The 17,917-nt window shown below is 59.3% G+C and carries 16 protein-coding genes; 7 read left to right on the top strand and 9 right to left on the bottom strand.

Annotated elements, in window-relative coordinates:
* Positions 1-168: 168 nt before the first annotated feature.
* The 3 genes from IVB07_RS29570 (at position 169) to IVB07_RS29560 (ending at position 3,207) form a co-directional block, all read left to right on the top strand.
* Positions 169-600 (top strand): hypothetical protein, encoded by a 432-nt coding sequence (locus IVB07_RS29570; protein ID WP_247363652.1) that lies wholly within the window; start codon positions 169-171, stop codon positions 598-600.
* A gap of 564 nt (positions 601-1,164) precedes the next feature.
* Positions 1,165-1,401 carry a hypothetical protein gene (locus IVB07_RS29565; protein WP_247363650.1) on the top strand — a complete coding sequence of 79 codons (237 nt, stop codon included), beginning with the start codon at positions 1,165-1,167 and terminating at the stop codon, positions 1,399-1,401.
* 456 nt (positions 1,402-1,857) lie between these two features.
* Positions 1,858-3,207, top strand: coding sequence for an IS701 family transposase (locus IVB07_RS29560; RefSeq protein WP_247284244.1), 1,350 nt, complete (start codon positions 1,858-1,860; stop codon positions 3,205-3,207).
* 567 nt (positions 3,208-3,774) lie between these two features.
* On the opposite strand, the gene IVB07_RS40775 is transcribed toward IVB07_RS29560, so the two are convergent.
* Together IVB07_RS40775 and IVB07_RS29550 are read right to left on the bottom strand one after the other, a co-directional pair.
* A complete protein-coding gene (locus tag IVB07_RS40775; protein WP_346658303.1) occupies positions 3,775-3,996 on the bottom strand; it encodes a transposase in 222 nt (73 codons plus the stop codon).
* A gap of 220 nt (positions 3,997-4,216) precedes the next feature.
* Positions 4,217-4,417, bottom strand: a complete 201-nt coding sequence (locus IVB07_RS29550; RefSeq protein ID WP_085349977.1) for a DUF6494 family protein — start codon at positions 4,415-4,417, stop codon at positions 4,217-4,219.
* A gap of 346 nt (positions 4,418-4,763) precedes the next feature.
* Between IVB07_RS29550 and IVB07_RS29545 the strand changes: the two genes are divergently transcribed.
* Entirely contained in the window at positions 4,764-5,561 is a 798-nt protein-coding gene (locus tag IVB07_RS29545; RefSeq protein WP_247375306.1) for an alpha/beta fold hydrolase, read from the top strand.
* Positions 5,562-6,521: 960 nt separating this feature from the next.
* On the top strand, positions 6,522-6,731 hold the full coding sequence (locus IVB07_RS29540) for a hypothetical protein (RefSeq protein WP_245288561.1): 210 nt from the start codon (positions 6,522-6,524) through the stop codon (positions 6,729-6,731).
* A gap of 358 nt (positions 6,732-7,089) precedes the next feature.
* Here the strand turns inward: IVB07_RS29540 and IVB07_RS29535 are convergent, their stop codons facing one another.
* The 5 genes from IVB07_RS29535 to IVB07_RS29515 all read right to left on the bottom strand — a co-directional run bounded on the left by IVB07_RS29535 (position 7,090) and on the right by IVB07_RS29515 (position 12,951).
* On the bottom strand, positions 7,090-8,637 hold the full coding sequence (locus IVB07_RS29535; RefSeq protein WP_247363645.1) for an OpgC domain-containing protein: 1,548 nt from the start codon (positions 8,635-8,637) through the stop codon (positions 7,090-7,092).
* A gap of 96 nt (positions 8,638-8,733) precedes the next feature.
* A complete protein-coding gene (locus tag IVB07_RS29530) occupies positions 8,734-9,171 on the bottom strand; it encodes a hypothetical protein (protein WP_247363643.1) in 438 nt (145 codons plus the stop codon).
* Positions 9,172-10,000: 829 nt separating this feature from the next.
* A complete protein-coding gene (locus IVB07_RS29525; RefSeq protein ID WP_085357181.1) occupies positions 10,001-11,200 on the bottom strand; it encodes an IS91 family transposase in 1,200 nt (399 codons plus the stop codon).
* A gap of 12 nt (positions 11,201-11,212) precedes the next feature.
* Positions 11,213-12,088, bottom strand: a complete 876-nt coding sequence (locus IVB07_RS29520; protein WP_247390111.1) for a tyrosine-type recombinase/integrase — start codon at positions 12,086-12,088, stop codon at positions 11,213-11,215.
* Between the two features lie 455 nt (positions 12,089-12,543).
* Positions 12,544-12,951 carry a hypothetical protein gene (locus IVB07_RS29515; RefSeq protein WP_085349974.1) on the bottom strand — a complete coding sequence of 136 codons (408 nt, stop codon included), beginning with the start codon at positions 12,949-12,951 and terminating at the stop codon, positions 12,544-12,546.
* Between the two features lie 606 nt (positions 12,952-13,557).
* Between IVB07_RS29515 and IVB07_RS29510 the strand changes: the two genes are divergently transcribed.
* Positions 13,558-13,827: a cyclase gene (locus IVB07_RS29510; RefSeq protein WP_026233982.1), complete on the top strand. Its 270-nt coding sequence runs from the start codon at positions 13,558-13,560 to the stop codon at positions 13,825-13,827.
* 233 nt (positions 13,828-14,060) lie between these two features.
* Entirely contained in the window at positions 14,061-14,492 is a 432-nt protein-coding gene (locus IVB07_RS29505) for a hypothetical protein (protein ID WP_018460247.1), read from the top strand.
* 114 nt (positions 14,493-14,606) lie between these two features.
* Here the strand turns inward: IVB07_RS29505 and IVB07_RS29500 are convergent, their stop codons facing one another.
* Both IVB07_RS29500 and IVB07_RS29495 read right to left on the bottom strand, forming a co-directional pair.
* On the bottom strand, positions 14,607-15,440 hold the full coding sequence (locus IVB07_RS29500) for a Crp/Fnr family transcriptional regulator (RefSeq protein WP_204514099.1): 834 nt from the start codon (positions 15,438-15,440) through the stop codon (positions 14,607-14,609).
* Positions 15,441-15,971: 531 nt separating this feature from the next.
* Complete coding sequence (locus tag IVB07_RS29495) at positions 15,972-17,321, bottom strand: IS701 family transposase (RefSeq protein WP_247766790.1); 1,350 nt, start codon at positions 17,319-17,321, stop codon at positions 15,972-15,974.
* Positions 17,322-17,917 lie beyond the last annotated feature (596 nt).

Genomic DNA, 17,917 nt, shown 5'->3' with positions numbered 1-17,917 from the left:
GCCAGCTCAGCTCTGCTGGTCCTCGCGCCAGGAGGCGCCGCAAATGCTGGGTCGGCGGGTGCGGGCACGGGGACAAGCGCGAGCAGCGCCAGCGCTGGTCCGTCGGCGCCTGCCGGAATGGGGACGAATGCGGGTAGCGCCGGCGCTGGTCCCTCAGCGCCTGCCGGAATGGGGACGAAAGACACCGCCACCGGCGCAAATCCGAGCACCAACAATCAATTGAACAATCCGAACGTTGAACCCGCCACGCCGACAAAGTCGCGGACGGCCGCACAGGCCGCAAGAAATGCCGGGGTTGGCCACGCGCAAAATGGCCTGCCGATCGGGGCCGTTGGGACGGGTACAAGCAACGAGGACCAGATGATCATCGGCTCATTACCCGCCCGAAACGCATCAGCCCCGGCAGCACAGGCCAAAGGAAACATCAGTGGTGGTCACGCGACAAATGGTCTTCCGGTCGGAACGTTTGGAAAGGGCCCCAGTCTTTCGGACCAGGTGAGTCGGCCGCGCGCCGCGCGAGCTGGCGATAAAGTGCTGGACGCCAAAGCGCAGGTCGAGCGACGAACGACCGTTTCGCCCAAACGTGTCCTGGCTAGATAAAGCAGGGTTTGTAGCTGCGAGCGAAGCGGCGAGCAGACTTGCGACCGAGATCCGGTGGGGCGTGGCAGGGTCCCGATGGCTGGCGCCGCAACTCGCCTGCCAGACGCCGGATAATTGGATCATTTAATATCGCGCCATAAACCGGAGCCGGTCGCGAGGAGCCACCTTTGCGCAGCCGGGCGAAAACGGCCTCGACATCCACCTCACTGGGACGCCGACACCGTCGGATCCCAGCGCATCTAGGGACACAAAGAATTAGTCGAAGCCTAGTCCGGTGCAAAACTCGGGTCTGTTCGGTTTCAGACCTTGATGTACCTTTGATGGCACCCTGGCTGGGTGGACCTGCGGCGAGGTCGGAATGCCGAGGCCTCGCGCCGTGACCACCAGCCCGTCCATCCAAAGTTGGTCCCACGGGCGACCGTGCCTATGCACCGCGCGGTGAATACGCCGCTAACTAACAGTTAGGAGAACAAATATATTGTTTCCGTGGTTGAATCATCCGTCATCCCGGACAGCAAGGTTACTGTTTGCGTCGAGGATGAGTTTAGAACCTGAGCCAAGACGATGAAGGACCTCAGGCGACGATTGGAGAGGCTCCGCGCGGACGCCAGAGACTTTGCTCTTATGAGTCAGTCGGCGGCCGATGCCGAAAAGCGCGCGCTCTTTCAACGCTTGGCGGATGAACTCGCCTTCGAAGCTCTTGAGCTTGAGATCATCGTAAAACAACAAGGGCACTCGGATTCCAGCGAGCAGCACGAGGTCGTGGAATTTAAGCCATCCGCTCACAAGAAGCGCGGCTGATGCGGAAAGAGGCTGGGCGGTCGGCTTGTCTTATCCGTCCCGCGCCCTGAACGATTTTAAGCATAGCTTCCACCAACGGCCGCTAAGGCACCTTCGCCTCATCCCATTGCGCATGGATCCAGACGTCGCGCGGTTCATCAGCTCGACCCGCGGGGCCGGCCACGTCCCAGGCGGCGTCCTTGCTCAAGCATTTGAGCGCAAGTCGCAGTATCCGGAGCTGGCACCTCGCTCAGATCGTGCAAGGTGACGATCGGCATCGCAGCCGCCCAGCAGCTCGGTCTCGGCAAGGTACCAGTGCCCAGCCGGACACCAACCCTTCGCGCGGCATCGATGACAAGGGGTAGAACGAAACCGCACATCGCGATGTTGCATCGGACCGCCTTGGCAAGAACTAACACTACTTTGGCAGATTGTTGATTTTGCCGCGATTTATAGGATTCCCGAATCAATTGTTCAATGATTCATGGGTGGTCGGCTCTTGGAGGGCTGACCATGCCGGGATGGGAAGACGAACTCGAACGCTGGCTGATGCCGTTCTTGGACCGGCTGGGTCATAAGACCCGACAGCGGATGTGTCCTCTATATGTTGCGGGATTGATCGGTCCTGGCGATCGCAAGAGCGTTCAGCCGATGGCGGAACGCCTTGCCACGAGCAACTACGACCAGTTGCACCATTTCATTGCGGACGGCGTCTGGAACGCGACGCCGCTAGAGACAGAGCTGCTCAACCAGGCGGACCGACTTGTCGGCGGCAGGGATGCGGTGCTGGTTATTGATGACACCTCACTGCCGAAAAAGGGTGAGCGATCGGTCGGTGTTGCGGCTCAATACGCGTCGGCTCTCGGTAAAACTGCAAATTGCCAAACGCTGGTGTCTTTAACGCTTGCGCGCGGGGAAGTGCCCGTGATGGTCGCGTTACGTCTCTTTCTGCCTGACAGCTGGACAAGCGACATGCCTCGCTTGAAGCGCGCTCGCGTGCCAGTCGAACACCGAACGCCGCGGTCCAAGCCGGAGATCGCTTTGGCCGAGATTGACCGCGCGATGGCAGCCAACATACGCTTTGGATGTGTGCTGGCGGATGCAGGATACGGCCTCAGCGCGCCGTTTCGACAAGGGCTAACAGAGCGCGGGCTGGCCTGGGCGGTCGGTATCCCTCGGCACCAGAAAGTGTATCCGGTCGATGTGAAGCTCATTTGGCCGATCACCAAAGCCCGTGGCAAACCACGAAAGCACCACGTGCCCGATATCTTATCGATTGCGGCAGAACAAATGCTGGCCAGCGCCAAATGGAAAACCGTGAGTTGGCGCAGCGGGACGAAAGGTCGGCTCAAAGCCCGATTTGCTGCTCTCCGTGTCCGCACCGCCGACGGCCCTCCGCAGCGGATATGGGATAAAGGTCAGCAGCATCTCCCAGGCGACGAAGCCTGGCTCATTGGCGAGCAACGTGCCTCCGGGGAGAAGAAATACTATCTCGCCAATCTTCCGGCGACGACGGATCTGCGCACGCTGGCCGCCACCATCAAGGCACGGTGGATTTGTGAGCAGGCGCATCAACAGTTGAAGGAGGAACTTGGACTTGATCACTTCGAAGGGCGATCATGGCAAGGTCTTCATCGCCACGCCCTTATGACAATGATTGCCTACGCCTTCCTGCAACATCGTCGCCTCGCAAACGCGGGGCGAAAAAAAAAGAATCAACGGGCCTCCGCCTCAACCGACTATGCCCGCCGTACGTCACGCCATCGTCGATCTCATCCTTCGGCCGCCGCCCCAGCAGTGCCCATATTGCCGAAAGCAAATCCTTGAAAAACAGCGGCGAAAACACATTCTGCCAAAGTAGTGCTAAGACGCGGACTCATAAGGACGCAGCCATAGCCTGATTGACGCGAGCTGAACGAAGGCAAGGTAGTTGGCGGCCAGCCTATGTACCGCCTCGCCACCCGACGACATTGTTTGATCCGGTTGAAGAACCGCTCAACCCGGTTGCGAGCGCGATAGAGATATGGGCTGAAGCAGATCGGATCGCTGCGATTGCTCTTCGGCGGGATGTTGGCCCACGCGCGCCCTTCTTCATGGCAAGCTCCCTGATCCAGTCCGCGTCATAGCCACGGTCCGCAAGCAACATTGACCCGGATTTCAGACGAGACAGCAGTTTTCCGGCAAGTCGAACGGATTGGCCTTACCGGGGCTCAGCGCCAACCGTACCGGCAGACCATTGCTGTCGACCACCGCATGGATTTTGCTCGTCAAACCGCCGCGGGACCTTCCCATCGATTGGCTGGTTCCTTGCGATGCAGGCCCCATGCTAATGTACGCTGACAATGGAGGTGTCGATCATCTGGGTAGCGGCATCATGGGCAGTGGCAAGCGCTTTTATGATGCGGCCCCAGACGCCAGCCCGCCGCCGCCTGACGAAGCGGTTGTAGCAAGTGGTGTATGGCCCAAACGCCGCCGGCAGATCACGCGCCAGGGTGCTCCTGATCGAAGGATCCAGAAGAGGACCCGTCTGTCGTTCGACCGGGGGACGCCACGCGGCTTGTTCGGCAGCATCGGCTTGATAGCGGTCCATTCATAGTCAGCGAGTTCGTAGCGCATGATTCGAGCTCCAGTTCGGAAGTTTGAATCACGGCCATTCGGCCAAACGCAACGCTCATGGGCAGACACTGGTACGCGCCTTTTGGACAGGAACGGGCATCAACCATCCCGCACTCTGTGCCAAAACTGTCGAAAATGACCCAAAGCAGTCGTTGCTGGAAATCAACAGGATTGAATGCTCCACCAACAGGGCGGCAATGCCGGGGCAGCCGGGACATCGTCAGAGTGCGATTGTTTCCTCGACTACATGTTTCAGCGCCGTTCCCTCAGCCGACAGGGTCATTCGCAGTTTGAGCTGGCCACCTTTCACCGCCCCGCTGCGCACTAGGTTTTCGATTTCGCGCTGCGATGTAACTCCAACATGCTTCAGAAATTTACGGATAGCCATATTGAAGCGGTCTTCATCGAACTCGGCGGTCATGGCTGTTCTCCCTGGTCGGTCAGGCGATGTCTAACACGAGGCGAGCAAAGACCCAACATCGAGGCCCAACTCGCGTCACCCCCGACTTCCTCCTCAACCTGATTGCCTACAACGTCGGCCCCGAGCTGAAGACTACACCCGAGGCGGCGCAAGGTCGGCCGTTTGAGGTGGACCGGACACGGCTGGAGCTGTCGCCGACCGCCGCTTGTGACCCATGGCGGAAGTCAGTGACCGGTCAAAAAAATATTCCTTCGGAGGCCGCTGAAGTCATCTTCCATTTGTTCGGTTTTGGCGATTACACTGTTGCACTCGTATGGTACCCAATTTTTTTGCACGGAGAGATTTCATGACCTTGTCAGACGTCACCCGCCGCAGATTGATCGGCAGTCTCGCGGCCGGAGTAAGCGCGGTCTCGGTAACTTCATCAAGCATCAGCAGCGCACGTGCTCAATCCGCGCAAAAGGCTTTTGTTCTTATTGGCGGAGCCTTTTACGGAGCTTGGTGTTGGCATCGCGTCACCGAGAGGCTCGAAAAACAGGGCCACAAAGTCTATGCGCTTACGCTTACGGGATTGGCAGAACGCTCGCATCTCCTCAGCAGAGACATAAATCTCGACACGCACATCACGGACATCGCAAATCTCGTCGAATGGGAAGACCTCACAGACATTTGCCTCGTTGCCCATTCGTATGCCGGATGTCCCGCATCGGGCGCGCTTGAGCGCGTTGGAAACCGTGTGTCATCTATCGTCTGGGTTGATGCAATAAAGCCTGCCGACGGGGAGTCATTCCGAGACTTGGTCTCCTTCCCGATAGAGGAGGGTGCAATCAGCCGTCCGGCTCCCAAAGCGCTCCCCCCGACGGCCTTTAGCGACCCCAAAGACGTTGCTTGGGTTCTATCGAAGGTAACTCCTCAACCGATTGGCACATGGCTGCAGCCTGTGAAGCTCTCCGGCGCACGCGAAAGGGTCGCGAAGAAAACCTACATCCGCTTACCCAAATTCCAGTTAGCGGCCTTGGACAAAGCGGCAGGGGAGTGCAAGTCCGATAATTCTTGGACCGTCCTCGAAAACGCGACGTCTGGCCACTCCGTTATGATCGCCGAGCCGGATTGGTTGACTGACGTGCTGGTGAAAGCAGCGTGAGATTGATCTGATCAGGAACGACTTTCCTGGGCTGCCATAACTAAATTGTAGCCGAGCGATCCGTCTCGCTCGGCTTGCGAGTAGCCAGTGTACGAACGACTTCCACACATGGCCCGTGACCGACCTCAGTTAGAGCGCTGCGAGGGCCGCTTCCGGGAGATGAGCCGACCCGATCATGCAAGCTGCCGAGGGCTGCCTTTGACCCAAGCCGAACAAGTCAACGCGGGCGCTTTTTTCGGCCAGAGATCTCTGATGCTTCGTGGCTGCGAGCCTACGGCACGTTCGTCGCCACGGTGTGTGGCTAGAAAACAAAACGCCGCTGTCGCCGCAATCGGCGACGCATCGCCGAGACACCTGTGACTTTTGAACGTTTGCCGACTTCGTTCTTCGGCTTGCTCAACCCGGCTGCGAGGGTTCTGAAGCTCTGTCAGTTGAGATCTTAGAAACCAAACGCGTTCGTGCAGAACTGTCATGCGGTTGTGCCCCTGACCAGGCCTACTCATCAGCGCGCCTTACTATGACTATTTAAAAACCGCCATTGTCAGGCCGGAGGACGTAAAATCACTCATTTCAATTAATAGTAGCTCAGGTTCGCTGAAAGTGCTGTGAAATACCTCATTTTCGTGGAAAAGACGTGTCCTGAGCGGTTTCATTTGCTTGTGAGGTGGGTACCAACGTCGGCGGATTAACCGCGCGATCCGGTTTAATTTTAATGAGACAAAATACTGCTTGTTAGCCTAGGCGGTGCAGATCAACGTGCAGATATTGCCGTTTTCCGGGCTCGGCGGGATCGGAAAACTGACTCTGTAGAGGTGCAATCGCGATCGCTGCGATGGCTCGATTGGAAGTTACCTCTTCATTGGAGAATCTCGCCATGGTCGAACGTCGAGCAATGGAGCGGATACCGATCAACCGGGCGGCGCGGCTGTCGTTTGGTGGATGAGTGGGATCCATCCGTGCGTGGTGCGCGACATCAGCGCCCTGGGAACCTGCATCTCCACGCCGTACTACATATTCGCCAGCGAATTTGCGCTATCGTTCGACGAACATTCCGAAACCTTCACCTGCCGCCTGATGTGGAGGAAGGAGACACTTTGCGGGGTGTGCTTCCTCCTGCGCCGCAGCTCGCCGAAATTGGCGAATGACGTGGTGCGGCTTGACCACCAATGATGTGCTGCCGACTCTGAGCATCCTTAAGCTCATGTGTCGACATAATTCCTCCCGTGCGCTGAGAGGCGATCGGGCGGCCGTTTTGGGCGACAAAGTCGAGCCCCTCCACAAGGTCCGCTGATTGAGGGATGGCAGACAGATCAACTCACGTTCAGTTCTTCGCGTTTTGACCCGAAGCGGTCATGTTGCGATTTTGGGAGGAAGCATCTCAACGTTCGCATCACGCTGCAAATCGTGTCACCGCGTGAAGTTCGTAGCTTGATCGCCTCCCGGAAGAGAAGACGTGGAGGCTGGCCGTCGGCAGCCTTCTCCGAATTTTGCCTGCTCGCCTCTCTGGCCAACAAGTTTCCTCAAGTCTTCAAATCAATCGTGGCTGCCTGGGTTTGATCCTGATTGAGTTCAGCAGCGTTGCGGCGGCGATCATCAGCAGGATGCCGGCGAGGCTGAGCGCGATCTGCATCGCAAGACCATTCGAGATGTCGGCCAGCGCTATTTGGCTGGCGAGCGCCAGCAGAACACCGAGACAATAGATTGCCAGCGAATTCTCCCCACAGCGGATCGCTGCGCGCATCAGCGGCATCGGCAGTCCTTGCCAATCGCGGGGTACGAGCCATACCGCCACAATCGCAAGCGCTAAAAAATGCAGCAACCGCAAGGGAGCGAGATCCGATTTGTCGACTTGGTAAACCACACTGGCGAGCGCTTGTGGGACCAGATCTTCCAGGGTCGTGAGCCACCAACTCAATGCGACGATCAGGCTAAAAGTCAGATAGAGAACTGCAAGTACAAGCGCGATGCGACAGGTCATCCAGGGCCAGACTCCCTTGCCCGCAATGACACACCAGGCGCCGAGCACAACCAGTAGCTGCCAAGCCAGCGGGTTGAAGAACCACACGTTGTTGGGCCAGGCCGGGACGGTCCAGCCGAAGACGTGTACCAGCGCATAAAGCAAGAGCGACGCGCCGAGTGTCACGTTCGGCACTCGCAACAGCAACCACAATAGTGGTGCAAACAAAAGATGATAAACCACGAAAATCGGCAAGACGTCGGTATTGACCGGACGGTATTGCAGGATCGCCGCATGCGCGAGCGCCGCACCCGGATGTTCCAGCAAAAGGCGCGTGTTGCTCTCGTCGGCGATCCGGCCACCGCCGGTTAGGTAGACCATGATGGCGCAAGCTATAGTGAGCAATAGAAATGCAGCATAAATGTCCCAGCTTCGCCACAGCGTACGGGTGATGACGCCGGGCCAGCCATCGCGCGAATGTGCGCTGCCGTAAGCCAGTGCGCAGGTCACACCCGAGACGAACATGAATACTTCCGCGCTATCACTGAAGCCGTAGTTCCGCAGCGTCAGCCAGCTTCCGATGTTGTTGGGGAAATGATTCAAAAAGATGCACCAGAGCGCGAGGCCGCGGCAAGCATCGATGCGTAGGTCGCGGCCTAGCCCTTTCGGCTCCGGCCGCGGGCCCGCCAATGGCATCGCAGGCGCCGCGAGCAACTCGGGTTCGGGCTGCGGATGCAGTCCGCGCAACGCGTTTCGCTCGATCTCCGCCAGCATCCGGCGACTGTCAATGTTCAGCGCAGTCCGATGCTTGTCGAGGTGGGCCGGCGCGTCACTAACGGGATACGATCGCATCGGCTCCCGGGCATCGGACAGATCGATCGAACTGATCGCCACCATCTCGACGAAAGAGCTGCGCGGCGGCGGCGCAGGCACCATCATCATGGTGGCGACGGACCGAAAGGACGGAAATGATAATCCTTCCATTCCTTCCATTCCTTCCATTAATTCTTCGTCGGTAATCACTTCATAGGAGCCAGCCGGTAGTATCCGCTCGAAGCTTGTGATCCGAAATGGGTGCTCGAACTCCACCGTTTCACGTCGTGATCGGGTAATCGTCATGATCATCCTCGCATGTTGGCGAGGACGCGCCGGGACAGCGGATAACAGCTGGCATAAAGAGGCGATCTCGCAGGTGCTGAACGCTCAATGACGGGGCTATTCAGCACCTCCGGCGAAAGCGATTCCACTGCAAACCGAAACCGGAAACTCCGCCTCAGAGCCATGCGCGTCCGGATTAATTGTTATCGAATATTCGCTGCCGTCCCGGCAGCCAATGCGCCAAGCATCGACCCCAGATTCGGTGCCGCCTTGATACATGGTCCGAACAACAGCTCCACAGGCCTGCTTTCTATTCTTCAAAACGGACGTCCAGAAAGCGAGATGCTTAGCCTGATCCAGTGCAAGTATCCTCATCGACCTTTTGTTAGCGGCGTGGGCCGTTCTGAAAGGCTCGGCAGCTACGACCTCGGGTGGCATGGCTGTTGTTGCAGTGGCAGCCGCCCTTCTAAAATGCAGATCGGCATCCAGAACAAACCATAGGACGGTGAAGCTCGCGACAGCCACCAGAGAGAGAATAGGCGATCGCTTCATCATGTCTCTCCCTCCCAGAGATCGAGACATTGCGGCCATCGCGGCGTCGCGAGGCCCGAGAAACCTAACGAAATATGGTACGTCGTGAACGGCGCTGATCGCTGCAACCGCCCAGGAACTGAGCCCTACCTTTCGATGAGCAGTGGCACAGCGGGGAGTGCAGCAGCGGCAGCGGGTTCAAGCAGCGGCACTGACCTGTCGCGAAAAGATGTCAAGGTGGGGCTGACTGATACCGTTTAAAGCCGCGTCAGCTCGGCTCGAACCTTGCGTGTCACTGCGTGCCGAGCGGCGAGCCTGGCAGCGCACTAGATGTCCGATTCGGGCACACGTTTACCTCGACTGGAAGAGCATGATCTGATCAACGGCAAACACAACTCACGATTTATGAACGCGCGGAGGTTTCACACAACCGCTGAGGCATAGAAGGGCAACGGCGCGCGAGACGGACTCAGATCGCATGACGCGCAGCGCGAGATAAATGTCTCTTCCTGTGAAGGGTTTCGGATGCCGGCCGCATGATTGACGGCGCGGCACATTCGGGCGGCCGGCGTCCGAAAGCCTCCAAGGGAGGAAACCGCGCATGGTGGGCAGGACTGATGCGGCAGGCTCTATGGGGATTTGAGCGCTGCAGGCGAGTTTGGTGATGGAGTTCGAACCGGTGCAGCGCGCGGCACGACGCTGTCGCTATCATGGAATGGGCGGTGGACGTTGTCGAACGCGATCAATGATCGACGGATGGGCGACGACCGATGAGCGTTCGGGTGCGCTGCGCCGTGGCCGGTCGATGAGCGGCGGGCATGACGAACAGCTTTGCGGAATGGCCGATGCGCGGTCATGAGGTGTCGATCCTGATGGCGCTGATTGGCGCGGTCGATTGACGGTGCGGCATTGCACCTCGCTCAAAAACCTCGATGACGATCATGCGGCCGCCGCAGCATGGACACGGTGGCTTGCCGCTGTCGACGATGGTCTCGGTCGGTTCATCCTCACGATCGCTGACGGCGAGCAGTTCGCGCGCGCGTGCGACATTGTCGGCGCAGACGCCCCGTGCGAGCAGGCCGTAATGGCGGATGCGGTGAAGGCCTTTTGGCAGCACGTGGATGAGGAAGCGGCGGATGAACTCGTCTGTGGCGAGCGTCATCCGCTTTTGCCGGTCGCGGCCTTCGACCCGATAATCCTTCCATCTGAAGGTGACATCGTGCTGGTCGAGGGCGATCAGGCGGCTGTTGGCGATGGCGACGCGGTGAGTATAGCGCGACAGATAGGCCAGCACGGCTTGTGGTCCGCCGAACGGACGCTTGGCATAGACGACCCATTCCGTCTTGCGCGACGCTGCAAGCAATGCGGCGAATGACTGCGCTGCAGCGAGATGAGCGTCGTTGCCGAAGAAGCTCAGGCGCCCGGCCTGGTGGAGGGCGGCGAGGCGACCTAGGAACAGCCGCCGAAACAGGCGTGAGAGCACGCGCACCGGCAGGAAGAACCCCGGCCGGCAGGACACCCAGCGCTGTCCGTCGGGCGAGATGCCGCCGCCTGGCACGATCATATGCACATGCGGGTGGTGGGTCATGGCCGAGCCCCAGGTGTGCAGCACGGACGTGATACCGATCCTGGCGCCGAGATGCTTCGGATCTGCGGCGATCGTCAGCATCGTCTCGGCCGAGAGCTTGAACAGGAGATCGTAGATGATGGCCCTGTTCTGGTAGGCGATGTCGGCGATCCGGGCCGGCAGCGTGAACACGACGTGATAATATGGCACCGGCAGCAGCTCGGCTTGGCGATCGGCGAGCCACTGCTTCGCCGCGGCGCCCTGGCACTTCGGGCAGTGCCGGTTGCGGCAGGAGTTGTAGGCGATGGACGTGTAGGCGCAGTCCTCGCAGCGCGCGACATGGCCGCCGAGCGCCGCCGTGCGGCAGCTCTCGATCGCCGACATCACCTTCAACTGGTCGAGGCTGACACGGCCGGCATGGGCCTGCCGCCATGCCGGGCCACGGTCGCGGAAGATATCCGCAACCTCCAGAGCCGGACGAGACACGCCGGCCTCGCGTCAGCCGGGCGGCCGGGCCTCCTTCAGCTTGATCGCGATGTGCTCCAACGGGCTCATGACCTCGCTGATCGTCTTGGTGGCGACGCGGGTATAGAGCGCGGTCGTATCGAGCTTGGCGTGACCGAGCAGAACCTGGATCACGCGCACGTCGATGTTCTGCTCCAAGAGATGAGTGGCGAAGCTGTGCCGCAAGGTGTGCAGCGAGACCCGCTTGTTGATCTCCGCCATCTGGGCAGCGGCGTGGCAGGCGCGGTTGAGCTGGCGCGTGGTCATCGGCTGGGCCGGATCGCGGCCAGGGAAGAGCCAGCCCTGTGGCCGTGCCGCCTTCCACCAGGCGCGCAGCAGATCGAGCAGGTGTGGGGAGAGCATGACGTTACGGTCCTTGCCGCCCTTGCCCTGTTCGACCCGGATGATCATCCGCTTGCTGTCGATGTCGGAGATCTTGAGCGAGACGACCTCGTTGGCCCGCAGGCCGGCGCCATAGGCTACGCTGAGCGCCGCCTTGTACTTGAGCCCCGGTGCCGCATCGAGCAGGCGCGCCACTTCTTCCGGGCTCAGCACCACCGGCAGCTTGCGCGGCTCGTGAATGACGTGGGTGTGCTCGACGATCTCGTTGCGCTTGAGCGTAACCTTGAAGAAGAACCGCAGCGTCGAGACGGTCTGGTTGATAGTCGGCACGCCAACGCCGTTCGATGCCAGATGCAGCTGGTAGCGCCGCACGTCCTCAAAACTCGCCGTTTCCGGCGATCGCCCGAGGAATACCGCGAAGTTCTTGACCCTCTGCACATAGTCATGTTGGGTCTTCGGCGCGAACTTGCGGATCGTCATGTCTTCGATCATGCGCCGCCGCAACGGGCTCGTGGCCTCGTCGGTCATGGGGATGCTCCTGTCTTGGGTGAAGGTTGCGAACCCCTCATCTCAAGACAGGACGCCTCGTTGCGCTATCCTCTCAGCCGCGCTGCCGGCCGTCGTGCCTACCGCGCGAGCGGTTTAGTCCTTTGGCCCATAGCCGACCTGTCGGGAGCAGGCCGGCGAGGACCGCTTGTGACCCCAATTCAGACATCGGCCTCCCTCTCCCTCTCCCTCTCTCTCTCTCTTCATGTTGCAGTAGTCTTGAATTGAGACGCCCCGACCAATTGGCGGGGCGCTCGTCGATTTCATATCGTCCGCCAACTAGCCCTTAGACGTTTGTCTCGCGTCGGTTGGCGCAGCGACATATCTAGAGTTCGGCGCAACCAGGAAGTCACGTCAGAGGGCAAACCGACCCGATCGGTGCGCCGTCGCGTGCGCCATTCGCAACTACAATCGTTTTTTTTGCGAAGAAACGCACCTTAAGCCTTCAGGTCGGTGATCCGCATAATCGCGACCACGTTCCCATCATTGAACGCCTGCTCCTTTGTGTCCTTGTTGCAGGTCCAGACAAAATTCTTCTTGCCGGTAAAGGTCTTTTCGTCCTGCTCAAGCCGAAGCTCTCCTTCGGTGATATGGCAGACCATGGCATTCATCATCGGGGGCCCCATGGTCTTCGATCCCGGCTGCATGATGATGTCGCGCATTGAGACGGTCTTAAAACCCGGGATCAGCGATGGTGTCTCGCCATCATACTCACGCACCACCACACCTGGCCACGGAGTTGTGTCCTTGTAGCCCGTCGTTTGAGCGGCGGCGGGCTTTATCATGGCCGCCGATGCCGCTGCCAACCCGAATGTCAATGCAGACCTTCGATCGATCTTGCTCATCGCTTTTCTCCCTGGGTTACTTGCAACAAGCCGCCGCAAAAGCTGCGCGCGTGTGGAATGTGAAATCGTGGTGTGAAACCGAAAAGGGGGCGGTCTCTTAGGCTAGCGTACCTGCCGACAGCGCTAGTACTGCTCGTTCGTCCCGAACGGTGACTTCGGCACATCCCGCTTCAAGGGCAACCACATTCTACGAGAACGGACGCGCCCTAGAAATGGGTGTTTCGCCCAAGAGGCATAATGCCTCAGTTTGCTTAGGCCTGAAGTTCGGACCCGGCGTCAGCAACTTCACACTGCGACAACTGAATACGCAAGTCAGTGTCACTGACTGGTCCTGTGGCGGGTCGCAGTAAGTGCGCGGCCACGACCTATTGGCGTCGAGTGCGGAGGCGATGATGCTGCTCCCGCAAGACCGCCCGGAGCTAGCCCATCAGCGAAGTGGCAGCACGCCTCAGTTTTATCGGACAAAGGGCAAGGGTCCGATGCCATCAGTGCAACCCGGAAATGAAATAGCTCCCAGCGGTGGCCGGTATTATACTGGTGCTACTGGAAGTGCTGTTTCAAGCGTTCGTGGAAAGATTGCTACGACCAGTCTGGGAGGAACATCTGATGACGACTATGTTTGTTAGACACACGGTTTCCGACTACAAGACCTGGCGGAAAGTTTACGACGATTTTGCTTCGGTTCAGAAGACGAAGGGCGTAACAGCCGAGGCTGTCTACCGAGCAGTCGAAAATCCCAATGACATCACAGTAACTCACGAGTTTGCCACGATTGAAGCTGCGCAAGCCTTCGCGGAGAGTGCTGAATTGAAGAATGCCATGCAGAATGCGGGAGTAGCGAAAGCTCCAACGATTTGGTTTACCAAAAAGGCGTGAAGTATCGATCCCGGCCAAGTGCCGGCTGTGGTGGTACCATGTCGCCTGTTGGCCCATTGAGACATGCCGAAGCGGTCTGACGATATCCGTTCACAGGGGTAGACCGGTAGAGAACGGCACGCGGCCAAAGTGACGCGATTGACCCTGGCTGTGTAAAAACGCAAAGATCGAAACGCGACGAGAATGACATTCTGGCTTTGCGGGCCCGCCGCCCTAGAATTGCGGCGATCAGGATGGGCGAAATGCAGTATGTTTGCGACACGCCGAAGGGTAAGACCTGGTTCCGTATCGAAACGGAAGGTGAAGCGGTGCAAGAGTCGCGCCTGATGCGCCACACAGTCGAGAAATATTTCTGCCGCGAGCGAGAGAAGGCAGTCCAATCCTGGCGTCCGGAGCAGCCCAACGCGATCGAGCGCGACATCGGCCTCGAGGCCCATGTACAGCGAGAGATGCCGCTTTTCCTCACGTTGCGTGACAGGGAGGGTAATCCACTGGCTACAGCGATGCTGCCACCGGGTGGCAAGGATCGCGGCGGGTTCCGGATCATCATCGTTGCCGCATGCAATGCCGATCCTTATCCTGAGCAGGATGCGGCCATCGCTGCGCTAGGAGCGCATTTCGGTCTCACACTCGATCGCCACCGCTGCTTCCCCTACGGCCGCTAAGGAGCCTGACAAGTATCGCTGCTTGGAGCGAAGTCGGCTCATGTCCCGTTGCGGACCTGCGCCGGCCTGCTACCTAATGGCAGCTTCTGACCGAAGGCGGCTATCGCATGGTCTCTATTTCTGCGAAACGGCTCTGGATTCACCACTCGCTCCGCCGGACGAGACGATGGCGCTTTCCCGGAACGGCGCACGGGTAGGCTGGGGCGCCGACAATTCCTGGCAATACATCCGATCGATCTTGCGCTGCATGAGCGCATAGCAGTCGCATACAACGCGCTCGAGCCGCACCCGGTCGATCTCGATAAACCCGCGCCGGTCGGAGGGGACGGCGCCGGCCGCGCGCAGCTTGCTCATCGTCAGAGTCACTGTCGTCCGCCGCACCCCAAGCAATTGCGCAAGCGCCTCCTGCGTCACCGGAAGGAGGTCATCGGGAACGCGGTCGTGAAGCTGCAGAAGCCACCGCGCCATGCGGCCATCCACCCGGTGCAGCGCGTTGCAAGCGGCTACGTGCTGGAGTTGCAATAACACCGCGCGGGCGTGGAGCTGAACGACATTCCTGATGGCTGCGCTTTGCGCATAGGCATCCCGAAATTTGGCGGCGGAAATCAATGATGCTGTGCCAGCGATGCGTGCAATCGCGGTCACGGATGAAAGCGATGGGCCGAGTACGGAGAAAGAGGCCAAAGCGCCTTCCCGTCCCATCAAGGTGGTTGCGACCGTTTGCCCGTCCGGCATATCGAGCATGAAGGCGATTGCGCCGCTATGGGGAAAATAGACCGGGTCCATCTCATCGCCCGAGCGCACCAGAACCGCATCTGGCTCAAACGAGATCTTCTGGAAGTAGGGCGTGAGCAAGCTGAGATCCGCTGGCGGCAGCGCTGCCAGTAGCCGATTCCCGATGCCAGTGCGGTTGACGGTCCCGATGCTTTCTTGTGAAAGAGCCCCCACTGAACGGCCGCGTCCATCTATTTCATTCACTAGGATTATCCGAATTATGAGTTGCCGAAAGGCAACTATCCAAACAGAGCCATTAGTCGAGATCAAGCACGGACATTTGCGGAGACGCTGCCGGCGTCTCGCCGCGCAAGCAGGATCTTGCATACATCATACTATTCACGCCCGTTGTGCGACTCGGCGAGCGGGGCCCTGCGGGATGATCAACCGGTGATGGTTCCGGCAGCGCTTGCTCTTGGCTTCCTAGCTGACGTCTTCGGCGGTGTGGGGCGTGCACGTCTTTTGGCCCGGCGCTTCCGTTGACACGGTGCAATTATCCGTCGGTCGATTGGGGTAAAGCCGGAAATTTGCCGCCGTCCGCCAGAGCGACGCTTTTGCCCTCAACGGACATGCGGGCGTTGTCCGTCAGGAGGCCCCAGGCCAGCACGCTTAGGTCTGCCGAAAGTGCGGACATAACGCGGCCAGCTGCTTAATGAGTACACAGCCTAGCACTACTTTGGCAGAATGTGTTTTCGCCGCTGTTTTTCAAGGATTTGCTTTCGGCAATATGGGCACTGCTGGGGCGGCGGCCGAAGGATGAGATCGACGATGGCGTGACGTACGGCGGGCATAGTCGGTTGAGGCGGAGGCCCGTTGATTCTTTTTTTTTCGCCCCGCGTTTGCGAGGCGACGATGTTGCAGGAAGGCGTAGGCAATCATTGTCATAAGGGCGTGGCGATGAAGACCTTGCCATGATCGCCCTTCGAAGTGATCAAGTCCAAGTTCCTCCTTCAACTGTTGATGCGCCTGCTCACAAATCCACCGTGCCTTGATGGTGGCGGCCAGCGTGCGCAGATCCGTCGTCGCCGGAAGATTGGCGAGATAGTATTTCTTCTCCCCGGAGGCACGTTGCTCGCCAATGAGCCAGGCTTCGTCGCCTGGGAGATGCTGCTGACCTTTATCCCATATCCGCTGCGGAGGGCCGTCGGCGGTGCGGACACGGAGAGCAGCAAATCGGGCTTTGAGCCGACCTTTCGTCCCGCTGCGCCAACTCACGGTTTTCCATTTGGCGCTGGCCAGCATTTGTTCTGCCGCAATCGATAAGATATCGGGCACGTGGTGCTTTCGTGGTTTGCCACGGGCTTTGGTGATCGGCCAAATGAGCTTCACATCGACCGGATACACTTTCTGGTGCCGAGGGATACCGACCGCCCAGGCCAGCCCGCGCTCTGTTAGCCCTTGTCGAAACGGCGCGCTGAGGCCGTATCCTGCATCCGCCAGCACACATCCAAAGCGTATGTTGGCTGCCATCGCGCGGTCAATCTCGGCCAAAGCGATCTCCGGCTTGGACCGCGGCGTTCGGTGTTCGACTGGCACGCGAGCGCGCTTCAAGCGAGGCATGTCGCTTGTCCAGCTGTCAGGCAGAAAGAGACGTAACGCGACCATCACGGGCACTTCCCCGCGCGCAAGCGTTAAAGACACCAGCGTTTGGCAATTTGCAGTTTTACCGAGAGCCGACGCGTATTGAGCCGCAACACCGACCGATCGCTCACCCTTTTTCGGCAGTGAGGTGTCATCAATAACCAGCACCGCATCCCTGCCGCCGACAAGTCGGTCCGCCTGGTTGAGCAGCTCTGTCTCTAGCGGCGTCGCGTTCCAGACGCCGTCCGCAATGAAATGGTGCAACTGGTCGTAGTTGCTCGTGGCAAGGCGTTCCGCCATCGGCTGAACGCTCTTGCGATCGCCAGGACCGATCAATCCCGCAACATGTAGAGGACACATCCGCTGTCGGGTCTTATGACCCAGCCGGTCCAAGAACGGCATCAGCCAGCGTTCGAGTTCGTCTTCCCATCCCGGCATGGTCAGCCCTCCAAGAGCCGACCACCCATGAATCATTGAACAATTGATTCGGGAATCCTATAAATCGCGGCAAAATCAACAATCTGCCAAAGTAGTGCTAGCCTAGGAGGGCCCTGCTGCCAGTTAAATTCGGCGACTGTTCGGGATTCCTCGCCGTGCGCAGACGCCGCCCCTGCACTGGCGGTGATCCACAGGCGATGCTTGCGCTATTCGCGCCACGGCATGCGGCACGGATCCGTAGCCCGCACATCGCCTGTTTCGTCCAGCCGTATGCACGCAAATTCCCTGTTCGCTAGCGATAAATTCCCTGTTCGGATTTGGCGGATCGCGCCCCGGATGCACTGAATTTCGAGGCAAATGTTCGCATTTTCATGGGATAGCGGCCTCACCGCAGGCGCGCTTTCCCTGTAAAATTCCCTGTTCGCAGGGAATTCGGACCGCGGCAGCGAAGGAACTTCCTGCGTCTGTCGTGATTGCTGTTCAAGCGCAGGGAGACGCATCCATGATCCGCAAACCTCTGTTCGTTGTCCTTGCCTGCATAGCATTCTCGTCGACAGCGTTCCCCCAAGGCGGCGGTGGCGGCTCGGGTGGGGGAGCCGGCGGCGGCGCGGGTTCGGCGGCAAGCTCTGGTG

The sequence above is a fragment of the Bradyrhizobium sp. 172 genome (assembly GCF_023101065.1).
In the GTDB taxonomy this organism is placed as follows: Bacteria; Pseudomonadota; Alphaproteobacteria; order Rhizobiales; family Xanthobacteraceae; genus Bradyrhizobium; species Bradyrhizobium canariense_D.
This window is presented reverse-complemented; position numbering and strand designations above follow the sequence as displayed.